Origin of the sequence: Vreelandella piezotolerans, assembly GCF_012427705.1 — a bacterium.
GTDB lineage: Bacteria > Pseudomonadota > Gammaproteobacteria > Pseudomonadales > Halomonadaceae > Vreelandella > Vreelandella piezotolerans.
On record NZ_CP048602.1, the window covers coordinates 691,057 to 716,156 of the forward strand.

The 25,100-nt window shown below is 57.4% G+C and carries 21 protein-coding genes and 1 tRNA gene; 10 read left to right on the forward strand and 12 right to left on the reverse strand.

Annotated elements, in window-relative coordinates; genetic code table 11:
* Nucleotides 1-64 precede the first annotated feature (64 nt).
* From rlmN to GYM47_RS03240, 7 genes are all read right to left on the reverse strand, one after another.
* On the reverse strand, nt 65-1,249 hold the full coding sequence (gene rlmN, locus GYM47_RS03210; protein ID WP_139525054.1) for a dual-specificity RNA methyltransferase RlmN: 1,185 nt from the start codon (nt 1,247-1,249) through the stop codon (nt 65-67).
* Between the two features lie 82 nt (nt 1,250-1,331).
* Entirely contained in the window at nt 1,332-1,757 is a 426-nt protein-coding gene (gene ndk, locus GYM47_RS03215) for a nucleoside-diphosphate kinase (protein WP_153843982.1), read from the reverse strand.
* Nucleotides 1,758-1,934: 177 nt separating this feature from the next.
* Nucleotides 1,935-2,261, reverse strand: coding sequence for a HesB/IscA family protein (locus GYM47_RS03220; protein ID WP_139525056.1), 327 nt, complete (start codon nt 2,259-2,261; stop codon nt 1,935-1,937).
* A gap of 43 nt (nt 2,262-2,304) precedes the next feature.
* Nucleotides 2,305-3,474 carry an aminotransferase class V-fold PLP-dependent enzyme gene (locus tag GYM47_RS03225; protein ID WP_153843983.1) on the reverse strand — a complete coding sequence of 390 codons (1,170 nt, stop codon included), beginning with the start codon at nt 3,472-3,474 and terminating at the stop codon, nt 2,305-2,307.
* Nucleotides 3,475-3,505: 31 nt separating this feature from the next.
* Entirely contained in the window at nt 3,506-3,973 is a 468-nt protein-coding gene (gene iscR / locus GYM47_RS03230) for a Fe-S cluster assembly transcriptional regulator IscR (RefSeq protein WP_139525058.1), read from the reverse strand.
* A gap of 77 nt (nt 3,974-4,050) precedes the next feature.
* Complete coding sequence (cysE, locus tag GYM47_RS03235; protein ID WP_331250811.1) at nt 4,051-4,965, reverse strand: serine O-acetyltransferase; 915 nt, start codon at nt 4,963-4,965, stop codon at nt 4,051-4,053.
* Nucleotides 4,966-5,068: 103 nt separating this feature from the next.
* Complete coding sequence (locus GYM47_RS03240) at nt 5,069-5,815, reverse strand: RNA methyltransferase (protein WP_153843984.1); 747 nt, start codon at nt 5,813-5,815, stop codon at nt 5,069-5,071.
* Nucleotides 5,816-5,955: 140 nt separating this feature from the next.
* Here GYM47_RS03240 and GYM47_RS03245 point away from each other — a divergent pair, with 140 nt between their 5' ends.
* Nucleotides 5,956-6,750 (forward strand): inositol monophosphatase family protein, encoded by a 795-nt coding sequence (locus tag GYM47_RS03245; RefSeq protein WP_139525061.1) that lies wholly within the window; start codon nt 5,956-5,958, stop codon nt 6,748-6,750.
* A gap of 121 nt (nt 6,751-6,871) precedes the next feature.
* Here the strand turns inward: GYM47_RS03245 and secF are convergent, their stop codons facing one another.
* The 5 genes from secF to queA form a co-directional block, all read right to left on the reverse strand.
* The gene (gene secF, locus GYM47_RS03250) at nt 6,872-7,798 is read right to left on the reverse strand and encodes a protein translocase subunit SecF (RefSeq protein ID WP_139525062.1); all 927 of its coding nucleotides are present in this window, start codon (nt 7,796-7,798) and stop codon (nt 6,872-6,874) included.
* Between the two features lie 49 nt (nt 7,799-7,847).
* Nucleotides 7,848-9,701 (reverse strand): protein translocase subunit SecD, encoded by a 1,854-nt coding sequence (secD, locus tag GYM47_RS03255; protein ID WP_139525063.1) that lies wholly within the window; start codon nt 9,699-9,701, stop codon nt 7,848-7,850.
* Nucleotides 9,702-9,835: 134 nt separating this feature from the next.
* Nucleotides 9,836-10,162: a preprotein translocase subunit YajC gene (yajC, locus tag GYM47_RS03260; RefSeq protein WP_044628915.1), complete on the reverse strand. Its 327-nt coding sequence runs from the start codon at nt 10,160-10,162 to the stop codon at nt 9,836-9,838.
* A 78-nt stretch (nt 10,163-10,240) separates the two neighbouring features.
* Nucleotides 10,241-11,368: a tRNA guanosine(34) transglycosylase Tgt gene (tgt, locus tag GYM47_RS03265; RefSeq protein ID WP_153844005.1), complete on the reverse strand. Its 1,128-nt coding sequence runs from the start codon at nt 11,366-11,368 to the stop codon at nt 10,241-10,243.
* Nucleotides 11,369-11,422: 54 nt separating this feature from the next.
* Nucleotides 11,423-12,454, reverse strand: a complete 1,032-nt coding sequence (queA, locus tag GYM47_RS03270; RefSeq protein ID WP_139525064.1) for a tRNA preQ1(34) S-adenosylmethionine ribosyltransferase-isomerase QueA — start codon at nt 12,452-12,454, stop codon at nt 11,423-11,425.
* 113 nt (nt 12,455-12,567) lie between these two features.
* Between queA and GYM47_RS03275 the strand changes: the two genes are divergently transcribed.
* The 9 genes from GYM47_RS03275 to GYM47_RS03315 all read left to right on the forward strand — a co-directional run bounded on the left by GYM47_RS03275 (nt 12,568) and on the right by GYM47_RS03315 (nt 25,100).
* Nucleotides 12,568-12,654 (forward strand) — tRNA-Leu (locus tag GYM47_RS03275).
* 280 nt (nt 12,655-12,934) lie between these two features.
* Nucleotides 12,935-19,201 (forward strand): calcium-binding protein, encoded by a 6,267-nt coding sequence (locus GYM47_RS03280; protein ID WP_153843985.1) that lies wholly within the window; start codon nt 12,935-12,937, stop codon nt 19,199-19,201.
* Nucleotides 19,202-19,394: 193 nt separating this feature from the next.
* The gene (locus tag GYM47_RS03285; RefSeq protein WP_153843986.1) at nt 19,395-19,751 is read left to right on the forward strand and encodes a RidA family protein; all 357 of its coding nucleotides are present in this window, start codon (nt 19,395-19,397) and stop codon (nt 19,749-19,751) included.
* Nucleotides 19,752-19,870: 119 nt separating this feature from the next.
* On the forward strand, nt 19,871-20,638 hold the full coding sequence (locus GYM47_RS03290) for a helix-turn-helix transcriptional regulator (protein ID WP_153843987.1): 768 nt from the start codon (nt 19,871-19,873) through the stop codon (nt 20,636-20,638).
* 116 nt (nt 20,639-20,754) lie between these two features.
* Nucleotides 20,755-21,111, forward strand: a complete 357-nt coding sequence (locus tag GYM47_RS03295) for a RidA family protein (protein WP_153843988.1) — start codon at nt 20,755-20,757, stop codon at nt 21,109-21,111.
* Between the two features lies 1 nt (nt 21,112).
* Nucleotides 21,113-22,057 carry a bifunctional Delta(1)-pyrroline-2-carboxylate/Delta(1)-piperideine-2-carboxylate reductase gene (gene lhpI / locus GYM47_RS03300; protein WP_153843989.1) on the forward strand — a complete coding sequence of 315 codons (945 nt, stop codon included), beginning with the start codon at nt 21,113-21,115 and terminating at the stop codon, nt 22,055-22,057.
* A gap of 107 nt (nt 22,058-22,164) precedes the next feature.
* On the forward strand, nt 22,165-23,238 hold the full coding sequence (dctP, locus tag GYM47_RS03305; RefSeq protein ID WP_139525069.1) for a TRAP transporter substrate-binding protein DctP: 1,074 nt from the start codon (nt 22,165-22,167) through the stop codon (nt 23,236-23,238).
* Nucleotides 23,239-23,283: 45 nt separating this feature from the next.
* Entirely contained in the window at nt 23,284-23,829 is a 546-nt protein-coding gene (locus GYM47_RS03310) for a TRAP transporter small permease (RefSeq protein ID WP_139525070.1), read from the forward strand.
* Entirely contained in the window at nt 23,826-25,100 is a 1,275-nt protein-coding gene (locus GYM47_RS03315; protein WP_153843990.1) for a TRAP transporter large permease, read from the forward strand. Before GYM47_RS03310 ends, GYM47_RS03315 begins: the two co-directional genes overlap by 4 nt.

Sequence of the window (25,100 nt, forward strand, 5' to 3'; positions counted from 1 at the left end):
AAGCGCCCGGCAAAAAACGTGTCCATCAAAGCGCTGTGTCGGTTGGAAGTCAAGACGACAGCGGTCAGTCAGCGTCGAGCTGTACAGACTGAATGTAGCGTGCGCTGCGCTTGGTACGATCCTTCACGCGGCCCACCAGCTGGCCACAGGCGGCGTCGATATCATCGCCTCGGGTGGTTCGTACGGTGGCGTTGTACTCCAAATCGTAGAGCCACTGTTGAAAGCGCATCACTTGGTTGCGTGACGGCTTCTCGTACCCTGAATGAGGGAACGGGTTGAACGGAATCAGGTTGATCTTGCACGGCAGCTCCTTGAGCAGTGCCGCGAGCTGTTCAGCGTGTTCCTGCTGATCGTTGACGTCTTTGATCAACGTGTATTCGATGGTGACCTGACGATTATCGGGGCACTTGGCCAGGTAGCGGTGGCAGGCGTCCAGCAGCGCACGTATGTTGTACTTACGGTTGATCGGCACCAGCTCGTTGCGCAGCTCATCGGTGGAGGCGTGTAGCGAGATGGCAAGGCTCACATCCAGTTCGTCGCCCAGTTTGTCCATCATCGGCACCACGCCGGAAGTGGAGAGCGTGACGCGGCGCTTGGAGAGTCCGTAACCGTTATCGTCGAGCATCAGCTTCATGGCTGGCACGACGTTATCGAAATTGAGCAGCGGTTCGCCCATGCCCATCATGACCACGTTGGTCACCGGGCGATTGGCGGTATCACGGCGTGGGCCAACGCTGCGTTGGGCGACCCACACTTGGCCGATGATCTCGGCGGCGGTCAAATTACGCTGAAAGCCCTGTTTACCGGTCGAGCAGAAGCTGCAGTCCAGTGAGCAGCCCACCTGGGAAGAGACGCATAGCGTGCGGCGCTTACCGTTTTCGGCAGGAATGAGCACCGTCTCGACGTAGCTGCCATCTTCTACCTCTAACACCCATTTACGCGTGCCGTCGCTAGACGTGCCTTCGTAGACGACGCCTGGACCGCGGATTTCGGCCACCTGGGAGAGCTTGTCGCGCAGGGCCTTCGACAGGTTGGTCATCGCCGTAAAGTCGTCGATGCCCTCCTGATGCATCCATTTCATGACCTGCGTGGCGCGAAATTTCTTTTCGCCGATCGACAAAAAGAACGCTTCCATCTGCTCGCGGGAGAGTCCCAGTAGGTTCTGGCGAGCGGGTGCTGGGTGTTCGGCCGTGGTGTTGTCCGGCGTCGTACGAGTGGCAGGCGTGTGTTGAGCTACGGTGGTGGTCATGGCGGTCAGCGTTCAGGAAGAGGCGGGGGCAAAGCCCCCGCAAAAATGGCCGGCAACGAAGGTTGAAACGGCAGCGCTTGATTTAGCGCGGGCAGATTTCGTCGTTACCGAAGAAGTAGCTAATTTCGCGCTCGGCGCTTTCCGGAGAATCAGAGCCATGGACAGCGTTGGCGTCAATTGTTTCCGCAAAGTCGGCACGGATGGTGCCTGGAGCCGCTTCTTTCGGGTTGGTGGCGCCCATCAACTCACGGTTTTTGGCAATGGCGCCTTCACCTTCCAATACCTGTACCACGACCGGACCGGAGGTCATGAAGCCGACCAGGTCTTTGAAGAAGGGGCGCTCTTTGTGCTCGGCGTAGAAGCCACCAGCCTTCTCTTCGGAGAGGTGCATCATTTTGGCGGCAACGACCTTCAGGCCGGCTTTTTCGAAGCGCGCGATGATGTCGCCAATGGCATTTTTAGCAACGGCATCGGGCTTGATGATGGAAAGAGTACGTTCAGTCGCCATGCAGAAATCTCCTCAAAAGGGATAAAGCAGAAATTGCCGCCTCGGAAAGCCGAGGCGGCGCAGGAAAAAAGGGTCGGCCAATGCCGCCTACTTCACCGGCTGCCGAGTGGCCGCGATTATAGCGCCTCCCGGTGGGGATGAATACCGGTGATATACGCTAGGTCTTTAACGTGCGGCTTAGACCGTGAAGCTTTCACCGCAGCCGCACTGATCTTTGACATTGGGGTTGTTGAAGCGGAAAAAGCGGTTCAAGCCTTCGTTGACGTAGTCCACTTCGCTGCCGTCGAGCATTTCGAGCGCCTCGGGAGCGACATACACGCTGGCACCATGTGCCTCGAACCGAACGTCATCTGCTTGGGCTTCATCGGCAAAATCAAGTACGTAGCTGTAGCCAGAGCAGCCGCTGGGTTTGACCGATACGCGAAGGCCCAAGCCTTGGCCTCGCTCGTCCAGCACTCGGTGAATCTGTTCTGCCGCTGCGGGCGTAATGTTCAGTGTTGCCATGGAGCGTTCTCCTTTGAGAAATCGTTAGCCGTGCGTCAGCCGTCTAGCGCGCGTTGGCACGTAAGCCGCTCACCGCGTGGCGCAGTAGGGTGGCGGCGTGATCGATCTCGGCCTCTTGGGTAAAGCGCCCAATACTGAGTCGTAGCGACGACAGTGCCAGCCGACGGGGCGTACCAATACCCAACAGGACGTAAGAGGGATCGACGCTGGCCGAGTTGCAGGCCGAGCCGGTGGATACCGCTACGTCTCGCAGCGCCATCAACAGGGCCTCGCCATCCACGCCCTCGAAGGCCAGGTTGAGTATGTTAGGGACGACGTGTTCCAGCGGTGAGTTGGAAACGACGCCCTCTAGGTCGGCCAAGCCGCTCAACAAACGCTCGCGTAACGCCGCAATGCGCGTTTGGTCCTCGCCCTGTTGCTGCTGCATGATGGCAAAGGCTTCCCCCATCCCGGCGATCTGATGGGTGGGCAGCGTGCCGGAACGCATGCCGCGCTCATGCCCGCCGCCATGAATCAGGGCTTCGAGGCGAATGTCTGGGTGGCGCTTCACGTACAGTGCACCGACGCCTTTGGGGCCGTAGGCCTTATGGCCAGAAAGCGACAGTAAATCGATATGCTGGCCGACCACGTCGAGCGGAATCCGACCCACCGCCTGCGCAGCATCGCTATGAAACGCCGCGCCGAAGTCATGGGCGACCTCTGCCAGAGCAGCGATATCATGGATGCTGCCCAATTCATTATTCACCGCCATCAGCGATACCAGCGCCGTATCATCTCGCATGGCGGCGCGCAGTTGCTCGGGCGTGACCCGACCGTCATGGCCAGGCGTGAGCCAAGTGACTTCGAAGCCTTCGCTTTCAAGGGCCTTGGCGGTATCTACCACCGCTTTATGCTCGATGCACGAGGTGACGAGGTGCATGCCTCGCTCGCGGTTGGCGCGCATGAAGCCGATGAGTGCGAGGTTGTTGGCTTCGGTGGCACCACTGGTCCAGACGATCTCACGCGGGTCGGCGCCGATCATGTCGGCCACTTGACGCCGCGCCTGTTCAACCACCTGTTCGGCTTGCCAACCTAGCATATGACTACGCGAGGCGGGGTTGGCGAACAGTTGATCGACGGTGAGGTAGCGCTGCATGACCTCGGCCACGCGCTCATCGACCGGCGTCGTGGCGGCATAATCGAGATAAATGGGCAGCGAAGGGGTAGCAGTCATCGTCATGGGTTCCAGCGTGAAATAAAGGCTTTCAAGGTGAGGAGGCGAGGATGCCAGCCTCGACCCGCTGCTGTTGCCGGGTTGCAATACGAATGACATCTGGACGCTGTATCAACTGCGCCAGGGTAATATCGTCGAGGAAACTGCGAATTTGCCCTGACAGCTCGCACCACAAATGGTGGGTCAAGCAGGTATCGCCCTGCTGGCAGTCGGAAAGCCCCTGACAGCGCGTCGCGTCGACGGTTTCATTGACCGCATCGATCACCTGAGACACGCTGATCGCCTCGGGCGCTCTAGCCAAGAGATAGCCGCCCCCCGGTCCGCGTACGCTGCTGACCAGCCCTGCCCGACGCAGTCTGGCAAACAGCTGCTCTAGGTAGGAGAGGGAAATCTCCTGGCGCTGGGAAATATCGCCCAGGCTGGTGGGGCCGCTTGGAGCGTTGATCGCCAAATCCAGCATGGCGGTAACGGCGTAACGGCCTTTCGTGGTCAAGCGCATGGCAGGTACCTCGTCGCTGAACGTTCAGCGCGCTGGCAGCAAATGTTGCGCCATTATGGAAATCCTGAGTGCTTTGGTCAACTATTGCGCGTCGTGCTGCTCTTGGCCGCCTCGTCGCTACGCTCCTGGGGGGTGCGACGCAAGCCAGGGCAGCCAGTATCGTTCTCCTCCAGAATCTCGGCAAAGTCTTCGTCCCGCAGGGCTGGCAACTGGCCGTCACGGTAGTTAGCGTCCAGCTTGCGCAGCGTGGAGCACATGCGCTCGATACGCTCGTCCACGGCGTGCATATGATCGAGCATCGCCTGCATCGAACGTGCCACTGGGTCGGGCATGTCTTGGCTGACGCCGTAAGCATCGAAGCCAAATTTCTGGCAGATGGCTTCGCGGCGGGCGGGATCGATGTCCAGTGCCTCCTCTACGTCCGGATCCGCGCGCTTGACGATTTTGCCAGGAATACCCACGACGGTTGCCCCCGCCGGCACTTCTTTGGTGACCACGGCATTCGAGCCGATCTTGGCACCGGCTCCTACGGTAAACGGCCCCAGTATTTTGGCGCCGGCACCGACGATGACACCGTCTTCCAGAGTGGGGTGACGCTTGCCTTTGTTCCAGCTCGTGCCGCCCAGCGTCACGCCTTGGTAGAGCGTCACGTTATCGCCGACGCGGGCGGTTTCGCCAATCACGACCCCCATGCCGTGGTCGATGAAAAAGCGTCGCCCGATGGACGCGCCCGGATGGATTTCGATGCCGGTCAGCCAGCGGGAAAAGGTCGATAGCGTCCGTGCCAACCATTTGAAGTTCTTTTGCCATAGCCAATGGCTGCAGCGGTGCAGCAGCAGGGCGTGCAGGCCAGGGTAGTTGGTCAGCACCTCAAGAAAGTTACGTGCCGCAGGGTCGCGGTCGAAAACGCTATTGATGTCTTCACGCAGGCGTTGAAACATGGGTGATCCTTGGGCGGTGAGGGCGGCAGCACGTCGGTGTTGGCGTGTCATTAGCGCACAGCGACAGTCGACAGTGCGATGTTGGGGCGCGTGAGCACCACTTCAAGTTTAGGTCATCGCCGTTTGACTGGCGCGCGTGTCTAGCCTTGTCATCCTACTTCTCTACGTGTGGCTGGGCGGCTTTCTCAGTGGCCGACAGAATGCCGCGCAGGATGTTCATTTCCATCTTTTCCGGTCGTGACCGTAAATAGAGGCGGCGCAGGCGTGCCATGAGTTGGCGTGGCTGTGCAGGGTCGTGGAACTCGATAGCGATCAGCGTGCGCTCCAGGTGTTCGAAGTAACGCTCGAGCTCCTCGTGGGTCGCCAGCTCGTCCTTGTCATCGGCCATTGCGGGGGCCTCGGATTGGCCAAGCCACGCCATGCGGCACTCGTAAGCCACCACTTGAACGGCCGCAGCGAGGTTGAGCGAGCTGAAATCAGCGTTGGTGGGAATATGCACGTGGGCATGACAGCGCTGCAGCTCGGCATTGGTCAGTCCACTATCTTCACGACCAAACACCAGCGCCACGCGGGCGTTGTCGGCCTGGCACTCGCCCGGCAGGCGCTCGGCAAGCGCCCGTGGAGAGATCATGGGCCAAGGTAGCGTGCGCGAGCGTGCGCTGGCGCCCACGGCCAGGGTGCAGTCGGCCACCGCGTCTTCGAGCGTGGCGTGTACCGTGGCTTGATGCAACAAGTGGTCCGCACCAGAGGCGCGTGAGATGCTGTCTTGGGTGACCACATCGCAGCGCGGCGCGACCAGGGCGAGATCCGCCAGCCCCATGTTATGCATAGCGCGTGCGACGCCGCCAATATTGCCAGGGTGGCTGGTACCAATTAGAACGATTCGGATGCGCTCAAGCATAGTAGGCCCGGTTAAAATGGCTAAAACGCGCAGTCTAGCACGAGTCGATGGCATGCCCGAGGGGGCTCTGTTAGAATTGCCCGCCATAAGGCGCATGGCGCCTGCCCCGTTCTTTAACATCACTGTGACAAGGCCCGATCATGAATCCGATGGTCCAATTTACGCTGCGCGCTGCGCGTAGCGCCGTTGAGCACTTTTTACGCGTCCGCGAACGCATCGAAAACGCCCATGAAGAATTCAATCTCGACAGATTGTTAGAAGATACGGCGCGCAAGGCCGAGGCGACCATCGTTCAACAGCTGCAGCGCGGTTATCCGCAGCATGGCTTCTCCGGCCGCTACACCCCCCATAAAGCGGGGGAAGGCGAAGGTGAAGAGATCGTTTGGAAAATCGAACCGCTGCACGGCTACTCTAACCTAGCCGTGGCCGGTAAGGGCTTTGCACTCTCAGTGGTGTGTCTTGTCAAAGGTCGCCCCGAACACGCGGTGGTGATCTCTCCTTTTGGCGACGATGAATACATCGCCAGCCGTGGCCGCGGTGCTCAACACAACGACAAACGGATGCGTGTGAGCAAACCGACCTCGATCCCTGCAACGCGCATGGCGATGAGCCTGCCGGAAGCCTGGCTGCGCCCGAGCCACTTACCCGCTTACTTGACCATTACCCAGCAGCTCGCCCCGCAGGTGGAGTCGCTGCTGGCCACGGGTAGCGGCCTGCTGGACATGTGCGAGCTGGCCGCTGGCCGCGTCGATAGCGTCTTCGTGCTGGGCCTGGAAGAGCAGGACATGCAGGTCGGCACACTGCTGCTGAAAGAAGCGGGCGCCCTCATGGGCACCCCGGACGGCAAGCCATCCGTGGATGTCGAAGGTCAGCTCATGGCGGCAGGCCCGCGCCTGTACAAGGCGCTCATCAAGCAGTTGGCGCCGCACTTCTAGTCATTGGCGGCGCGATGGCGTTGTGTGTGATGGGTGAGTGGTGGATGGTACGTCGTCAATGATAGTAAAAAGGCCCTGCCGGGTGTCCGGCAGGGCCTTTTCGTTGGCGGCTATCCCATGATTAGGGCAGCTCTTCTTCCTCTTCATCCACTTCTTTCTTGGTAGGAATGAGGTCTTCCCGAGAGAGCTTCAGCGGAATCAGCAGGGCGCCGGAGATGTAAATAGACGAGAACGTGCCCACCACGATACCCACTAATAAAGCGATGGCGAAGTTCTCGATCATGTCGCCACCAAGCATTAGTAGCGCCAGCAAGACCAGAACGGTCGTGCCCGATGTCGCCAGCGTGCGTGACAGCGTGGCGTTCAGTGCTTCGTTGAAAATCTGCGGCATGTCGTCGATACGCGAGGTGCGAATCGTCTCGCGGATGCGGTCATACACGACGATGGTGTCGTTTAGCGAGTAGCCGATGACTGCGAGAATCGCCGCCAGCACCGTCAGATCGAAGTCGAGCTGGAACAGTGCAAACACCCCAACGACAATGATGACGTCATGCAGCAAGGCCAATAGAGCACCGAGTGCGAACTTGTACTGAAAGCGAAAAGCCACGTAGAGCATGACCACGCCCAGTGCCACGAGCAGCCCCAGACCACTCTGGTCGCGAAGCTGATCGCCGACTTGGGCGCCGACGAACTCGGCGCGTACCAGATTGACGCTATCGCCGTTGGCCCGCAGGAGGTTGACGACGTCGTTACCCACATCACCATCGAAGGCTTGCTGTAAGCGAATCAGGACCTCCGTCGACGCGCCAAAGGTCTGCACCGATACATCTTGGAAGCCGCTGCTTTCTAGCAGTTGCCGTATGGCATCCAGGGAGGGAGCGGTGCCGTAGCGAACCTCCACCAGGGTGCCGCCCGTGAAGTCCAGCCCCAGGTTGAGCTGCTGGAAGACGATGGCACCGATCGAGACGATCAGCATCACCGCCGAGACGATGAACGCCAGGTTGCGCCGTCCCATGAAGTCGATGCGCAGTTGGGTTAGGGGTTTCATGACCACCTCTTAAATTCTTTGCTGAGCGCGTGTTGTGATCTCATCGATATCAGATCCACAGCTTTTTGACGGGCTTGCCACCGTAGGTCAGATTGACCATGGCACGCGTGACCAGCAGCGCAGTGAACATCGACGTCAAAATGCCGATAGAGAGCGTAACGGCAAAGCCTTTTACCGGGCCGGTACCAATCGAGAACAGAATCACTGCCACTAGCAAGGTGGTAATGTTGGCATCCACGATCGAGGTAAAGGCACGCTCGTAGCCCGCATAAATGGCCTGCTGAATCGACATGCCGTTACGCAGCTCTTCGCGTATCCGCTCGAAGATCAGCACGTTGGCATCCACCGCCATCCCGAGCGTCAGCACGATACCGGCAATGCCTGGCAGCGTGAGCGTGGCGCCTAGCATCGACATCACCGCGACCAGCAGCGTCAAGTTGAGCGCCAGCGCCACGTTGGCAAACACGCCAAATACTTTGTAACGCACCAGCATGAACAGCACGACCAACAGTAAGCCGATCTGAACCGAGAGCAGGCCGCGTTCGATGTTTTCTGCGCCCAGGCTGGGCCCGATGGTGCGCTCTTGCACGAAGTAGATTGGCGCTGCGAGCGAGCCGGAACGCAGCAGCAGAGCGAGTTCGGCAGCTTCGGTGGGGGAGTCGAGACCAGTGATGCGGAAGCTGTTGCCCAGCGCACTTTGAATGGTCGCCAAGCTGATCAGGCCACGCTCGGTGTAGGGCTCACGAACGATGGTCTCTTCGCCGGTTTCCGGGTCGACTTCGATGCGGTCTTCGCTTTTATGCTCGATGAACAGCACCGCCATGTTGCGCCCGATGTTGGTGCGCGTGGCGCGGTTCATCAGCGTACCGCCGGTGCCGTCCAGGTTGATGTTGACCTGAGGGCGGCCGTTCTCGTCGAAGCTATTACTGGCGCTGGAAACGCTGTCACCGGTGATGATCACATCGCGCATCAGCTCTGCCGAACGAGAGGGATCGTTGCGAAACTCGAAGCGTTCGGTTTCGGCATCCGGTGTATCGTTGCGCGCCTCGAGACGAAATTCGAGGTTGGCCGTCGCACCGACGATCCGCTTGGCGGCCACGGTGTCCTGCACGCCCGGCAGTTCGACCACGATTTGGCTCGGGCCTTGGCGCTGCACCATGGGTTCGGCGACGCCCAGCTCGTTCACCCGGTTACGCAGCGTGGTCAAGTTCTGGTTGATCGCATAGTCCTGGATTTCGTTGACCGTCATGTCGCTTAGCGTCATGACCAGGCTCGAAGCGCGGCCATCCCCTTCGTTGGTGTACTCGAAGTTGGGGAAGTCGCGGCTGATCAAACGGCGGGCGGCGTCGCGGTCTTCGCTGCTGGCGAAGTCGATCGACAGCGAGCGGTCGTCAATGGTGGTGTTGCGGTAGCGAATACGCTCGCTGCGCAGTAACTCACGCATGGCGCTGGCGTTCACTTCGAGGCGTTGTGTTAGCGCCGCCTCCATATCCACTTCCAACAGGAAGTGAACACCGCCGCGTAAATCGAGGCCCAGCGTCATGGGGGAGGCCGCAAACGCTTGCAGCCACTCAGGGGTGGCATCGGCCAAGTTGAGGGCAACGGTGGCGTTGGGGCCCAGCACGTCGGCGGCGATGTCACGGGCGTCGAGCTGGTCGTCATCGCTCTGTAAACGAATCAGCCACTGACCGTTGGTCTCTTCGACGGCTTTGACGGCGATATCGCTCTCGCTGAGCGCTTCTTCGACACGGGTAATCTGCCGTTCATCCAGGGCGTTGCCTTGTGCATCGCTCACCTGAATGGCGGGATCTGCGGGGAATAGATTGGGAAGCGAGTAGATAAGGCCAACCACCAGGACGACCAGTATCAGCAGATACTTCCACAGGGGGTAACGGTTGAGCATGCAAGCCCTGCCTTCAATTACAAACGGAATCGCTGTGCACAGACAGGCTGCGCACAGCAACGTTCACCATCGACGCTACCATGTCACCCCTGCCGGGGTGGCTGGCACTGGGTCGGCAGGGGGGAGTGCAAGCGTTAGATGGACTTAATGGTGCCTTTAGGCAGTACGGCGGCCACGGCGTTTTTCTGCACGTTGACTTCGGTACCTTCAGAGACTTCCAGGGTCAGGAACTCGTCGCTGACTTTGGTCACGCGGCCAACCAAACCGCCGCCAATCACGACTTCATCGCCCTTGGCTAGACCCGATACCAACTGCTTGTGCTGCTTGGCACGTTTGGCTTGCGGACGCCACAGCAGGAAGTAAAAGATCAGCACGAAGCCGACCAGCATGACGATTTGCGCGATGCCACCGCCAGCGGCGGCTTCTTGGGCATGGGCTGGTGAGATGAAGAAATCCAGCATTGCAGGGAACTCCTGGGTTAGAACACTCAATGGGTGAGTGGGTCATGCCACCCGCAACGGCGGGCGGCCATAAAAGGATTAGGACTCAGCGCCCGCAAGGGGTGGCACCGGGAGGCCGCGCCTTGCATAGAAGCTTTCCACAAAGGTCGTCAATGTACCCGCTTCGATTGCCGCGCGCAAATCAGCCATCACCCGCTGGTAGTAGCGTAAGTTATGGATCGTATTGAGCATGGAACCGAGCATTTCATTGCAGCGATCCAGGTGATGCAGATAGCCACGGGAGAAGTTTTGACAGGTGTGGCAATCGCACTCTTCATCCAGCGGACGGGTATCGAAACGGTGCTTGGCGTTGCGGATCTTGACGGTGCCTTCGGAGGTGAACAGGTGGCCGTTACGCGCGTTACGCGTGGGCATCACACAGTCGAACATATCCACCCCACGACGTACGCCTTCGACGAGGTCCTCTGGCTTGCCCACGCCCATCAAGTAACGGGGCGTGTCGTCGGGCATCCAAGTGGGCAGGTAGTCGAGGACCTTGATCATTTCCTCTTTGGGCTCGCCCACCGAGAGGCCGCCGATGGCCAAGCCATCGAAGCCGATCTCCAACAGCCCCTTGAGCGAGCGCTCACGCAGCTCTGGGTGCATGCCGCCCTGGATGATGCCGAACAGGGCAGAGGGCGAGTCGCCGTGGGCATCCCGGGAGCGCTTGGCCCACCGCAGCGATAGTTCCATGGATTTTTCGGCCTCTTCGAACGTGGCCGGATAGGGCGTGCACTCGTCGAAGATCATGACGACATCAGAGCCCAGCGAGCGCTGCACCGCCATGGACTCTTCCGGACCCATAAACACTTTGCTGCCGTCCACCGGCGAGCGGAAATGCACGCCCTGCTCGGTGATCTTGCGCATCTCGCCCAGCGAGAACACCTGGAAGCCGCCGGAGTCGGTCAGGATCGGCTTATCCCACTGGGCGAAGTCGTGCAGGTCGCCGTGAGCTTCGATCACCTCGGTGCCGGGGCGTAGCCAGAGATGGAAGGTATTGCCCAGGATGATCTCTGCGCCGATCTCTTTGACCGACTCGGGCGTCATGCCCTTGACCGTGCCGTAGGTGCCGACCGGCATGAACGCAGGGGTTTCCACCGTGCCACGGGGGAAGTGCAAACGGCCACGACGCGCGCGGCCATCCTCGGCTAAGCGCTCGAAGCGCATGAAGCATTCGTTTCGCATCACAATAACTCGTTGTTCAATCGGTAAGCGCGTCGGTTAGCGGGTCAGCAGCATCGCATCGCCGTAGCTGAAGAAGGCGTAGCGCTCTTCAACTGCCGTGCGGTAGGCCTGCATGATGTGCTCATAGCCCGCGAACGCCGATACCAGCATCAATAGGGTGGATTCGGGTAGATGGAAATTGGTAATCAGAGCATCCACGCAGCGCCACTCGTAGCCGGGGTAAATGAAGATGTCGGTATCGCCACTGAACGGCGCTATCTGGCCATCGCTACTTTTCATGCAAGCGCTCTCCAGGCAGCGAACGCTCGTCGTTCCCACGGCGATCACGCGTTTACCGGCGGCTTGCGTCTCGCGAATCTGTTGGCAGGTCGCGTCAGTCACCTCGATCCACTCGCTGTGCATGTGGTGTTCGAGGATGTTATCCACCCGCACCGGCTGGAAGGTGCCCGCACCAACGTGCAGCGTCACGAAAGCACTGTTGATGCCTTTTTCGGCCAGGGCGTCCAGCAGCGGCTGGTCGAAGTGGAGCCCAGCAGTCGGTGCTGCGACGGCCCCGTCTCGGCGAGCGTAGACGGTTTGGTAGCGCTCACGGTCGCTTAGCTCGTCTTCCCGGGTAATGTAGGGGGGCAGCGGCATATGGCCGTGCTTTTCCAGCAGCGCGATCATCGGCGTGTCGCCTAAAAAGCGCAGCTCGAATAGGGCGTCGCGGCGGCCTTCGACCACGGCGTGGATGTCGCCTTCGAAAATCAGCTCGGTGCCCGGCTTGGGCGACTTGCTCGAACGAAGATGCGCCAGTCCGCGGTGGCTATCCAGCGGACGCTCCAGCAGCATTTCCACCTTACCCCCGCTGGCCTTGTGGCCGTGCAGGCGGGCGGGAATCACTCGGGTGTCGTTGAAGACCAACAGATCGCCGGGTTCCAGCAGGTCCAACAAATCGGGAAAACGGCGGTGGTCCAGCGCGCCGTTTTGGCCATCCACACACAGTAATCGGCAATCGCTGCGCCGTTCGGACGGATAGCGGGCAATCAACTCATCGGGTAGCTCGAAATGGAAATCCGCGCGCTGCATGTGAAAAAAGCTCTTTCAGTGGTCGAACAGGCCGCCTAGGATAGCGCTTTAGGTCGATAAAGTCAGCGATGTGATTGACTTGACGGGCGATCTGCGTATAATTCGCCTCCATTGCCGGTGTGGCGGAATTGGTAGACGCAGCGGATTCAAAATCCGCCGCCTTTACGGGTGTGCCAGTTCGAGTCTGGCCACCGGCACCAACATCAAAGGCCTAGCGTTTATTGCTAGGCCTTTTTTTGTGCCTGCCTCTCAAGCCGTGCTGATGTTTTTGCCCGCGATGCTCTCCTCTAATCGCGGGAAGAACGGGATTACCCCGCCTTATTGCAGGTTTGTTTCCTGCTTTTTTATGAAATACTCGGATCAATTTTTTATGGCTGCTCGTCATCCACGACGGATGAGAGCGCTAAGGCGGTCAACGCCAGACTTACATAAAAACGTTTGGCGCAACGCGCTTGCGAATCTTTAGTGGAGATGTGCTCAATGGCGAAGTCATCAGCCGATATGCTTAAGTCAACGCGGCCCGGAGTTATGAGTGGCCATCTGCTCAACGGTGTCAGGGTCAGCCATCAAGAAGCCCAAAGCGACTGGGACTCACTGGCCAATACACGTGACGACGTGGTGCGTATCGACGTTCCGGCTGATCCTCAAGAGCGCATGGCCTTCGTTCGTCGCTGGATGGCCAACAACCAAAAAGCATTGAAGCAAGGGGGGATGGCCGCGACGTTGGTGCTGCCGTTACTCGCACAGCAGGCGCTGGCCGACCCAATGGTCGCCGTCAATGATCTACAAGGGGTGGCGGAAGTGATTCGCCAACCTAACGGTAGTCTAACGCTCATCATGAACAGCGGTCAGCGTATCGACATGGCCGCCGCGGATGTGGCGCTGGAAAACGGCCGTGTCGTCGTCGATATCGATTCGCTGATGGAGCTACTGGGCAATGATAGCGGTCTTCTCGTCCCGCTTAGCCAGCTTCCCGACGTTCAGACCTGGGAACTCTTGCCCGACGGCAATGTCTTGATCACCCGTCCCGACGGCACGCAAATGGTCATCGAGCGCGGCGCGCTGGTCCAGCAGGGCGATCTATTTCTCATCAGCCCTAGCAATGCCCTTCAACAAGGTATTGCCAGCGGCGAAGATTTCGGCAACTTATTATTCGTGCCTAGCGCGTCTTTCGCCAATCAGCCGTCGAGCACCAGCAGCTTCCCGAGTACCGCAAGCAGTAGTAGCGAGCCAGTCAGCTCGTTTGGTGATATTCCCCCCTGGCTGTATGTCGGCGGCGGCGCCATTGCGGTAGGGGCTGCCGCTGCGGGCGGTGGAGGCGGCGGTGGCGGTGGTGATGGTGGTCCTGCCACCATCAGCGGCTATGTGGTCGATGGGTATATTTCCGGGGCCACCGTGACGCGTGCCGTCAACTCGAATCAAGTCACCACGAATGACGATGGCTTCTTCAGTGGTTTGCAGGGCAGCGGTATCTTGACTGCCACTGGTGGTGTGGATATCTCCACAGGGTTGCCGTTTACCGGCGTATTACGGGCACCGGAAGATGCGACGGTGATTACCCCGTTGACCACCCTGATGGTGCAGCTCTCGCAACAGTTCGGCTTGAACGATGCTGATGCCCAAACGGCGATCAAAACGGCGCTTGGCCTCGACCAGCGAATCGATCTGATGACGACAGATCCGTTGGCAGAGGCATCGCCTAATCTGGATCTGCTCATTGCGGGTGTCAAAGTGGCAAGCCTGTTGGCCATGGCGGCTACGGCAGGGATTAGCAGTGCCGATGCGCTCTCGCGGCTGGGAACTGCCTTCAATCAAGCGAGCGACGCTGGCCGGGAGTTGACCAATCAGGAAATGGCCGATGCGTTGGGCCTTCCTTCCATTGCTGGCCAAGTAAAGCAGGCACTGGACGCCATCGATAACGCCAGTGACGGCCTTAATATCGATGCCTACCGAGACGGCAACAATAACCCGCTTCGGGACGCGCAAAGAAATGCTCAAGACCCGAATAGCGACCTTTCCGACACGATCGGTACCCGTGCCGAGGTACCTTATCTAACGCTACAACAAGCAGTGGCGCTGGCGGCCAATGACGAACTTCCGGCGAACTACTTGATCAACCCCAATCAGCCGTTTGCGGCAGGTACGTTGGGGTTGACGGCTGCAGGCAACCAGCTGGCGTTGGTCGAAACCGTGCTGGCGGGCGACTTCGATGTGGCGACTGCCCCCATTGCATTAGGCGATATTTATACGTGGTCGATTCGCGCGGATGCCGAAGATGTGTTGGTGAGCGGTGGTCTAGGTCGCCCTGAGGTCGTTGGGGCGCAAAGCGTGACGCTCACCAACACCACCATCCGTCCTGATCAGTTCGCTGATCTCAATACCTTGGATAATTTCGATCTGGGCAGCACGGTCGTGCCGTACACGTTGGAACAAGCGTTGGCGACCGACGTAATGCCTGCTAACTACACGCTCAACCCAAGTAGGCCTTTCTCCGCGGGTGACTTAACCGTGCGTGAGGCTGCTGAGTTGATCGATAGCACGCGTGTGCTACTGGATCTCGCCCAAAACACTGACAGCGACAATCTCACCCGTGATCTGCTCCTAGAGTGGAATATCGTCGATAGCCTTGCCACGATTTTAGGAACGCCCTCCGCACGCCCACAAATTGCCGAAGCCAATAGCATCAGCGTGACGGAAGCGATCATTACCCCTGCGCAGTTCGTACAGCTCAATGCGTTGCCTAACTTCGTGCTCGGCGAGACCGAGGTCGATTACACGCTGGCCGAAGCGCTGGCTGCCGATCCTCTCGCCAGCAACTACATCATCGACCTTCAGGCAGTGCTGAACGCAGGCACGGTGACCGTGGACGAAGCGGAAACCGAATTTGCCAACGTTAGTCGGGTACTGGAAGGCGCTAACAACCAGCCGCCACTTACGCTGTTCGAGTGGGTCATTCGCGATGACGTTGGTTGGATAATCGCTGATTTAGACCAAGGCCACGTGATCGAAGCCAACCAAGTATCAGCGAAAGATCGAGTGATCACGTCCGCTCAATTCGACCAGCTCAAGACGCTGGACAACTTCGAGCTGGGTACGACCATCGTTCGCTATACGCTGGAAAACGCCGTCAATGCAGATGAGCTAGCCGCCAATTACGACATCGACACCACCGTGCCCTTTGAAGCTGGTGAAGTCAGCGTCGACGCCGCCGCCACAAGGCTGGCAGCGGTAGAACGAATCCTCGATGGCGCCCTTAACACTCAAACACCCAACGCCGATGCGCTGTTCAACTGGACGGTCGTCGATAGCGCTTCCTCGATTTTAGAAGCGCGTAATGTTCCTCATCTCACTCGAGCAGATGCAGTCAACGTTAGTGACGACATCATTACCATTGCACAGTTCGAAGCGCTAAGCGCGGCGGATTTCAACTACGTTCGCCTCGGTGAGTTAGTGGAATACACGTTGGCTAACGCCATCTATGTCATTGATGCTGGCAATGGCCCCCTGGTTGCCGACTATGTGATCGACCTGGAAACATCGTTTAACGACGTTTGGACCGTCGCCCAGGGAGCGAGCTATTTCGCCATTATCGCGGGTGCAGAGAACCGGACTGCGCTACTCGGCAGCGATGCAGTGGTGTGGCAGGTCGAAGACAGCATTGGCAACTTGATCAATGGGATCAGTAACGAAAACCCGGATGATAATGCGTTTGACGACGATGCCATTGTGAACGCCCAAACAGTTCGCGTTTTAGGCGCGACCATCACTCAAGCTCAGTACGAAGAACTATTGGGGGTGTTAGGGAATACGCTGCGCTTAGATGCAGGGGAAGACGCAGTCAAAACCACCGTTACCTATGCGAACCTGGAAGCGGCGGTAGGAGCAGTGAGAGCCGGGGGAGGCGATGTGCTAGCCCCCAGTGAGTTTTACTCAATTACTGATAGTGATGCACGCTACATAAAATCCGATAATCCTTTAAGTGTTGCAGATGCCTTAGATGAAATTGCACTCGTCAAAAGAGTTCTAGATGGTGCTGTAGGACGTTCTGCTGCGGAATTTGGTACGCTGTATGAGTGGACCATCAGGGATACCGCAAGAAATATTCTTGACGAGATTGAAAATGCTGGTTCTGCACTTCCTGAAGTTCTGGCGAGTGCAGGGATTACGAATTCGGAAGAAGTTTCTATTTTTGCTGCAAACGCACCAGATGAAAATGGTGAAGAAAATATATTAGCTGATCAGTATGACGACTTAGTAGCCGCGTTGGGCGAAAATGGTTTTGGTTATAACCAAGTCGAATATACACTTGCTTACGTATTTGATGAGACTGCGAACACTTTTGCTGATCCCGATGAACTCGCTGACCGTTTCTTCTTCACTGAAGATGTATTTGAAATCAATGACTCGCTGGGCGGGGGCAACATCAATGTAGTCTTGGCTGCAGAATATTACAGCGCTGTTCAGACACTTGTAGACCGCAGCAGTGATCCCCTCGATGTGAAGGATATTTATAGGTGGAGCGTTTTAGATAGCGCGTCTAATATTGTTACAGCTTACGCTAATAACGGTAATCAACATCCTCCACACATACGCGAAGCGACGCTGGTCGAAATAAACGACACGGCAGTTATTACGTTTGAGCAATATGGCATTCTGGAGCAAATTCCTGAGTTTGAAATTCAGTCGTATACGCTCGAAGAAGCGGTGGATATTTATCGAGAAGACAATAGTGAATTGGTGGCGAATTATATTATTGATGATTCAACACCCTACTTGGCGGAAGAACTGTCTCTTGATCAGGCTTTAGAGTACAGAAATGCCGTTAGTTTAATTGTGGATGAAAGCGAGCAGTCTGCAAGGAATGCGCGATTAGATAGCACAGCTTTGGATGAGCTTTATAGCTGGACAGTGCTAGACACTGCTGCTGCGATATTAACTGCTGGCAACACCAATGAGAACATTTCTGGTGCCATAGAAGTGTATGTTAGTGATGATGTGATTACTTCATCTAATGCACAAACCCTGATACGTGATTTTTCGAATTTTGTCCTGGGTGATACGCCGGTTAGCTTCATTTTTACTGAAACCCTTGAACTTTCTCAGATCGAGAGGATTACCGAGAATTATCAAATCCTCTCTGATGGAAATATTCCAAATTTTGATTTATCAGGCGTATCATCAGCCGAAGCGCGCTATACAGAAACACAAGAAATCGTGAACGGCGCGATTAACAGAAATGACGTGTCGGTTGAGCAGCTTCAAACGTGGACGATTGCTGATGCTGGCTCTGTGGAGTTATTCAATGCACGGGCAGAGGCGTGGGTGACTGGTGCTGATAGCATTACCCTCGACCTATCGGCTGGCGCAACGCTCACTCCTGAGCAGTATGAGGCATTCTTGGTCTTGGAGAATGTGATCCTTGATACGGCAAGTGTCGAGTATACGTTGCAGCAAGCGGTTGAATTCGTAGATGGTGGCGGCGTGCTACCTGAAGGCACCACTGCACGCCCTGGTAGTTATCAAATAGAATCTTCAACAGTGTACAGCCCAGCCAATACACTGTCAGTTGATCAGGTAAATGCACTGTTAGGGACGGTTAATTCTGTGTTGGCTGTTGCTAGCAATAGTGATGATTTAGATCGCAGTGCACTCTTCAGTTGGGCAGTAGTCGATACTGCAGATACTCTTATTGGCGCTATTGATGAAGTCGCAGTGACAGGTGCTGATAGTGTACGTGTCGATGTGCCAGAAATTGGTTATGAGGATTTTGAAGCACTAAGCGTTTTAGATAACTTCAATCAGGATGGCTTGACGGTCTCTTATCCCTTGGGTGAGCTGGTAGAGCGCTTTCTCAGTGGCGAAGATATTCCCGCTACCTATGCGATTGATACTGGAGCGGCGCTCTTTGAGGCAGGCGCTCTAGATGTTCATGCCGCAGAGCGCCTCTACGATACGGCGACAACGCTGATTGATGGCGCGGTCAATAGTGACGTGTCGCTATCTTCGCTAACCTCTTGGATCGTTCAAGATACGTTTGATAACATTTATACACAGAATATTGCTGGTAGGGATGATCCAGCCGCATTTTTAGTCAGCGAAGCTGCCACTATTTACGTTGTTGATGATGATCTCGAGCCTGGAGAGAGGCAAAGCTTAGCGTTGGAATTAGACCCAGACGGGTTTGAAGAGCGTCCAGAGCTTTCCCCAGGCGGCAGCATTGACCAACTCTCTAAAACGTTTGCCATCAATGGGCAGCCGGACGGTGATGTTGAACTTATTACCGATTTTCGAGTGGGGGAGGCTCTAGGTCGAGATGAGCTGTTCATCGAGCTAGAGACTAGTGACGTTGAAATGCTTCGTGGTTACGATATGAGCAATGTTAGCGACAATGTTTATAGTGCTGGCTTCGGGAAATATGATGTCACTGAAGATGGTGTCGATAGTGCGACATTAGCTGACACTGATGTTGCTTTTGCTGTGTTTACAACTGCTGAATTTGGCGCAAACGGCGCTAATTGGCTTAGTGAGCTTGGGCTTCAAACTGGCGAAGTGATTTATTTGTTGGCAGGTAATAGCGATACGCAAGACAACCTTGATGATGCTTTATTACTGCGAGTGGAGGCGGTAGAAGAAAATAGTGTTACAGGCGACAGCTTAGGCGTGTTAGCAACCTTCGACAATTTGAATCTCGATGGCTTCTCTGGTTCTGGTGAAAACTGGAACACCAACTACTCCATCATTACCTAATTTGTAACTAAAAAAAACCCAGGCGGCCTTCCGGCAGCCTGGGGTTTTTAATTTGCCCCCCACGTGATTCCCTCAATCCATCATCACCCAGCCGCGCCCTATCTATTGTTGAATCCTGCCAAGCATCGTATAAAGGCGGTGCTTTGTGGCATATCAACGCAATAACAGACACCTCTTCGCTGGAGATACCCCCATGGGCGTGACCTATCACGAAAGCAATGCGCGTATGAGCCAAGTGGCCATTCATAACGGTACCGTCTACCTTGCGGGCCAAGTGCCGACGGATACCACGGTGGGCATGCGTGGGCAAACCGAGCAGGTGTTGGCGCGTATCGATGAGCTGCTGGCGCAGGCGGGCACCTCGAAAGAGCACTTGATCTCTGCCCAGGTGTGGGTCACCGACATGGTCGAGTTCGCAGAAATGAACGAAGCGTGGGAAGCCTGGGTAGTGCCGGGTCGCCCGCCGGTGCGCGCCGCGTTGGAAGCCAAGCTGGCCAAGCCCGAGTGGAAAGTGGAGATCATGGTCATCGCGGCACTGCCCGACGCCTGATCGGTTATCTCAAGGCAGTAGCGAGGGGGCGTTAACCAAGCGTTAACGCCCCCTCGCTTTTTATTCCGCGATCGTTTTATAGTGGAGTCTTCTTCTCACACTTCCCGAACGGTACGGTCATGTCCCAGTTCGAGCTGCATAGCCGCAACCTAGCGCAAGAACAGGTGGCACACACTCACGATTTTCACCAGTTGATACTGGCGACGTGTGGCGTGACTGAACTCTCCATGGAAGGCCAGGGTGAGCGGGTCACCGCTCGCCGAGGCTGTTTGATCCCCTCATCGCGCCATCACGAGTACCAAGGCGATGGCAGCAATCGAACACTGGTGCTGGATATCCCTGTGCAGCACTTAGCCACGCTGGAAAAGGGCAGTGAGATCGAGCGCTTATTCGATAAGCCGCGCTTCTTTACCGTGCCACCCGCTTTAAATCAGCTGACCCATGCGCTGGCGCATCAGCTGGATCAGTGCCCGGCGCTGCAAAACGAAATCGCCGTCCTGCTGCTGCGGGCGCTCTATATGTACCTGCACGATGCGCCAAAACAGACGGCTGACCAGCTCGGGGTTCGCTGTATTAGCGAGCGGCTGGATTTAGAGCGCTTGGATGCCTGGCTAGACCAACATCTGGCAGATGACATACGTGTCGAGCAGCTAGCAGCCCTGTGTGCATTGAGCCCTGGGCACTTTCACAGCTGTTTTCGTGAATTAACCGGGGTGACGCCGCTGGCCTATGTGCAGCGCAGGCGGCTAGAGCATGCGCGCACGCTGGTACGACATAGCGCGCTAAGCCTTGGCCATATTGCCATGCTGGTGGGCTTTCGCGATCAGGGCAGCTTTTCCCGCGCCTACCGGCGCTACTTTGAGATTTCCCCCTCATCTGACCGCTAATGGCTGACGTCCCTGTCTGCCTGACTTGCGGGCAAATTTACCCGAGTTTCGGGCAAGCACACGCCAAGGCATCGTCGTAGTCTCAAGAGGAACCCCACCTTCCTTGGAGAGACCCCATGGGCGTGACCTATCAAGACAGCAACCTCCGCATGAGCCAAGTCGCCGTGCATAACGGCACGGTCTATCTCGCAGGCCAAGTACCCTCGGATGCCACCGCCGATATGCGCGGACAAACGCAGCAGGTGTTAGCACGTATCGACCAACTGCTGGCCCAGGCAGGCACCTCTAAAGAGCAGCTGATCTCGGCGCAAATCTGGGTCACCAGCATGGCGGAATTCGACCAAATGAACCAAGCCTGGGATGCCTGGGTCGTGCCTGGTCGCCCACCGGTGCGTGCTGCGGTAGAAGCCAAATTGGCCAAGCCCGAGTGGAAGGTGGAAATCATGGTCATCGCTGCGCTGCCGGAGGCTTGATATGCAGGTCGTTTCAGCAGCGGAAGTCGCACAGCATCTCACTTGGCAGGGCGTCATCGACCGTTTGCGGCATACCTTTGTGAACGGAGTGGAGTCACCACCGCGCCACCATCACGCCATGCACCGGCCCGACGGCGAAGCCACCATGCTGCTGATGCCCGCCTGGGAAGCTGCTGGCTATATCGGTGTGAAGATGGTCAACGTGTTTCCGCAAAACGCCGAGCACGGTGTTCCGGCTATTTCGGGGCTTTACTTGCTCAGCGAAGGCAAACACGGCCAGCCGTTGGCGTGTATCGATGGCAGCGAACTAACCCGCCGCCGTACCGCCGCCGCCTCGGCGCTGGCGGCTCAAGCATTGGCCAATGAAGATGCCGACACCCTGCTGGTGGTGGGTACTGGCAAACTGGCTCCGATGGTGATCGAAGCCCACGCCAGCGTGCGCCCCATCAAACGGGTGCTGATATGGGGCCGTAATCCCAATAAAGCCGCCGCGATTGCCGAGGAGTATGCAGACCGCTTTGCTACTCAGGTGGTAGACGCGTTACCCGACGCTGTCGCGGAGGCCGATATCATCAGCTGTGTGACGCTCTCCACCCAACCGATCATCAAAGGCGAATGGCTCACGCCGGGTACGCACGTGGATTTAATCGGCGCGTTTCGCCCACAAATGCGCGAAACCGATGCCGCGTGTTTAGGCCGCGCGCAGGTGTTCGTAGACACCTACTCAGGCGCAAAAGGCGAAGCGGGGGATATTCTGCAGGCCATCGAGGAGGGCGCTTTTCAGTTTGACGCCATTCAAGCGGAGCTGGCCGAGGTGCTGTCCGGGGCCAAACCAGGGCGCTCGGGTAAGGAGGCCATCACGCTGTTTAAATCGGTAGGCGCTTCTCTTGAGGATCTCGCCGCCGCCATCGAACTATGGGAGTCACTGCCCAAGCATCATTCATAAAACCACGCTGCAGGCCTGGCCAGACAACAACAATAAAGGCCGCTACGCCAGCAGCACTGCAACGCCAGTCATAACGAAGACCATCAATAACCAAAACGAGGTGTGTTATGAACGCTAAGCGCTCTTTACTCTTCACTGCCCTAGCAGCCCTCCCGCTGGCCATTGCCAGCAACACGGCCCAGGCCCAATCTTATGAAATGGTGATTGCGACCCAACTTCCGGAGGATATGAGCAACAACGAAATCTATCCGGCGCTGGTGCATTTTAAGAATCTCGTGGAAGCCCGCACCGATGGCGATCTCGAAGTGACGATCTTCGGCGGTGGCCAGCTCGGTTCTGAAGTAGAAAATGGCTCGGAAGTGCAGGGTGGCCGTACGTTACAGTCCACCATCATGTCTGCCGGGGCCATGTCGTCGTTCTATGGCGACTACCAAGCGGTGACCGCGCCGTTCCTCTTTACCAGCTGGCGGCAGGCGTGGACGTTCTTCGATAGCGAGTGGTTTGCCGACTTTATGTCGGGCACCGTGGAGGCCGCAAACATGCGCTATCTAGGTACCTTCGATGACGGCGGCGGCTTCGTGGCTTTCACCAACAACGTCCGCTTGATCGAGACCCTGGAAGACCTAGAAGGGCTCAATATTCGTACTGAAGAGAACCCGGCCCACGTTGCCATCATGCGCTCGCTAGGCGCCTCCGCGACGCCACTGCCCTGGGGCGAGCTGATCACCGCACTGGAAACCGGATTAGCCGATGGCCAGTTCAACGCGCCGGTGCTCAATACCACGTTCAACTTCGATGCGGTGACCGACTACACCACGCTCACCGGGCATGTGTATAACAGCGCGCCCTGGATGGTGAGCGAGTCCTGGTACCAATCGCTGCCGGAATCCCATCAGCAGGCGGTGATTAGCTCGGCACGGGAGGCTATTCAGCTCAGCCACGGCATGTCGGGCGCCCTTGCCACCGCCAGTTGGGTCGAGTCCTGCGAGCGTTTCGAGGCCTGCTATCTGATGCCCGATGCCGAACGTGAGCGCATGGCCGAGATTGCCCGCCCCGCCTGGCAGGAGTGGATCGTCAATGACTTCGGAATGGACGAAGCGCGTGTGCAGGGCCTGCTGGATGAGGTCGAACGCGTGGGCCAGCAGCTAGCGGAAGATGATCTGCGAATTTACGGACAATAACGGTAATCAACGCTGGGGCCCTACGCCCCAGCGTGAGGAATGGCCATGGGCGTTTTGACTCCTTTACGTCGCGTGAGCGATCTGGTCAATCAGGTCGCTATCGTGGTGTGTGTAGGCTGTATTTTGGCGATGCTGGGCATCTCTTTTACCGCATTTTTATACAAACTGATCACGGGCAGCACGCTGAGCTGGACCTACTCGCTGGCGCGGCTGTTTTTGCCCTGGATTGGTTTTCTCTCGATGACGATTTCGCTGCGCTATGGCGAGCACGTCGCCATGACACTGCTAGTACGCAGCCTGCCAAAAGTGATGGTGCAGGTGGCCGCCGGGCTCTGCCTAGCGGTGATCGGCCTATTTGCACTCTTGCTTACCTGGTATGGCTGGGACTACTTCACTAGCGCCACCCAGGTGTACATGGTCTCTGACCAAATCCGCATTCCTAGCAAGGTCACTGCCATCGTGGTGCCGATAAGCGGCGTGATGATGCTGCTGCACTTGGTGCATGGGTTTGCACTGCTAGAACACTTTATGGACGAGCAGGACGTGATTGGCGAGCTTATCGACACCGCTGATAGGGAGCACCGTTCATGACACCTGCGATCATTGCGTTCGTCGTCCTGCTACTGATTGGCGCGCCGGTAGCCGTCGTGATGGCGATGTCCGGGTTGGCGGGCGGTTTTGCCATTGGCGGCGAACGGATGCTCGGCATCATCGCCGACCGCATGTTCTCCGGCGTTTCCGGCTTTCTGCTGATCGCCGTACCCTACTTCATTTTCACTGCTGAGCTAATGAACCAGGGCGGGCTAACCCACAAGCTGATTGCCTTCAACAATGCGCTGTTTGGCCGAGTACGGGGCTCGCTTTCTCACGTGAACATTTCGGTCTCGGTATTCTTTGCGGGCCTCACGGGGGCAGCGGTGACCGATACGGTGGCCATCGGCAAAATCATGATTCCCGAAATGAAAAAGCAGGGGTACGACGCGGAGTATGCGGCGGCAGTGACTGCATGCTCGTCGATCATCGGGCCGATCATTCCCCCCAGCGTGGTGATGGTGGTCTACGCTACGTTGCTGCGGGATATTTCGGTCATCGACTTGTTTGCCGGTGGCATCATCCCTGGCTTGCTAATGGCCTTGGCATTGTTGGGCGTCAGCTTCTTTTTAGCCTGGAAGCGCAACTACCCGAAACAAGCCCCCACGCCCTTCAAAATGGCCATGATGTCGTTCGTGCTGGCACTACCCGCGCTGGTGGTGCCGTTGATCATTCTGGGCGGCATTCTCTCAGGCCTCACGACCATTACCGAAGCGTCGGGGTTTGCGGCGGTGTACGCCATCGTGATCGGCGTGGTGTTCTACCGGAACCTGACGTGGCGAAAAATCTGGGAGGCGCTCGTCACCACCGTGCGCTTTTCTGGGGTGGTGTTTTTCCTGCTGGCCACCTCGGCTGTGCTGGGCTGGTTCGTGACCCGCTCCGGTATCGCTCGGGATGCGGCCAGTATCATCACCACCTTTAGCGATGCGGCCTTCGTGCAGCTGATGCTGGTCTGCCTGCTGCTTCTGGCGGTGGGAACGGTGATGGACGTACTGCCCGCGCTGGTGGTCATTGCGCCAGTGCTAGTGCCCGCGATGATTCAGCTTGGCTTTGATCCGCTCCACTTCGCTATCCTGATGATCGTGGTGCTCAATATCTCTAACGTTACACCGCCGGTGGGAATGACGCTAATGACGGCCGCGCGAATAGCCGAGGTGCCCTACGAACGGGCCATCGTGGCATCGCTGCCGTTTTACGTCTCGTTCTTGGTGGTGATCGTGCTGCTGGCGGCCTTCCCGGCGCTCTCTACCTGGATACCGTCACTGCTGTGA

Coding starts and splice junctions, on each gene's coding strand:
- ndk (WP_153843982.1), bottom strand. CDS start 1,757: ATGGCGACTGAACGTACTCTTTCCATCATCAAGCCCGATGCCGTTGCT.
- lhpI (WP_153843989.1), top strand. CDS start 21,113: ATGCAGGTCGTTTCAGCAGCGGAAGTCGCACAGCATCTCACTTGGCAG.
- secF (WP_139525062.1), bottom strand. CDS start 7,798: ATGAAACCCCTAACCCAACTGCGCATCGACTTCATGGGACGGCGCAAC.
- cysE (WP_331250811.1), bottom strand. CDS start 4,965: ATGACACGCCAACACCGACGTGCTGCCGCCCTCACCGCCCAAGGATCA.
- GYM47_RS03240 (WP_153843984.1), bottom strand. CDS start 5,815: ATGCTTGAGCGCATCCGAATCGTTCTAATTGGTACCAGCCACCCTGGC.
- GYM47_RS03315 (WP_153843990.1), top strand. CDS start 23,826: ATGACACCTGCGATCATTGCGTTCGTCGTCCTGCTACTGATTGGCGCG.
- GYM47_RS03310 (WP_139525070.1), top strand. CDS start 23,284: ATGGGCGTTTTGACTCCTTTACGTCGCGTGAGCGATCTGGTCAATCAG.
- yajC (WP_044628915.1), bottom strand. CDS start 10,162: ATGCTGGATTTCTTCATCTCACCAGCCCATGCCCAAGAAGCCGCCGCT.
- rlmN (WP_139525054.1), bottom strand. CDS start 1,249: ATGACCACCACCGTAGCTCAACACACGCCTGCCACTCGTACGACGCCG.
- GYM47_RS03220 (WP_139525056.1), bottom strand. CDS start 2,261: ATGGCAACACTGAACATTACGCCCGCAGCGGCAGAACAGATTCACCGA.
- tgt (WP_153844005.1), bottom strand. CDS start 11,368: ATGCGCTTCGAGCGCTTAGCCGAGGATGGCCGCGCGCGTCGTGGCCGT.
- secD (WP_139525063.1), bottom strand. CDS start 9,701: ATGCTCAACCGTTACCCCCTGTGGAAGTATCTGCTGATACTGGTCGTC.
- queA (WP_139525064.1), bottom strand. CDS start 12,454: ATGCAGCGCGCGGATTTCCATTTCGAGCTACCCGATGAGTTGATTGCC.
- GYM47_RS03280 (WP_153843985.1), top strand. CDS start 12,935: ATGGCGAAGTCATCAGCCGATATGCTTAAGTCAACGCGGCCCGGAGTT.
- GYM47_RS03225 (WP_153843983.1), bottom strand. CDS start 3,474: ATGACTGCTACCCCTTCGCTGCCCATTTATCTCGATTATGCCGCCACG.
- GYM47_RS03295 (WP_153843988.1), top strand. CDS start 20,755: ATGGGCGTGACCTATCAAGACAGCAACCTCCGCATGAGCCAAGTCGCC.
- GYM47_RS03285 (WP_153843986.1), top strand. CDS start 19,395: ATGGGCGTGACCTATCACGAAAGCAATGCGCGTATGAGCCAAGTGGCC.
- iscR (WP_139525058.1), bottom strand. CDS start 3,973: ATGCGCTTGACCACGAAAGGCCGTTACGCCGTTACCGCCATGCTGGAT.
- GYM47_RS03290 (WP_153843987.1), top strand. CDS start 19,871: ATGTCCCAGTTCGAGCTGCATAGCCGCAACCTAGCGCAAGAACAGGTG.
- dctP (WP_139525069.1), top strand. CDS start 22,165: ATGAACGCTAAGCGCTCTTTACTCTTCACTGCCCTAGCAGCCCTCCCG.
- GYM47_RS03245 (WP_139525061.1), top strand. CDS start 5,956: ATGAATCCGATGGTCCAATTTACGCTGCGCGCTGCGCGTAGCGCCGTT.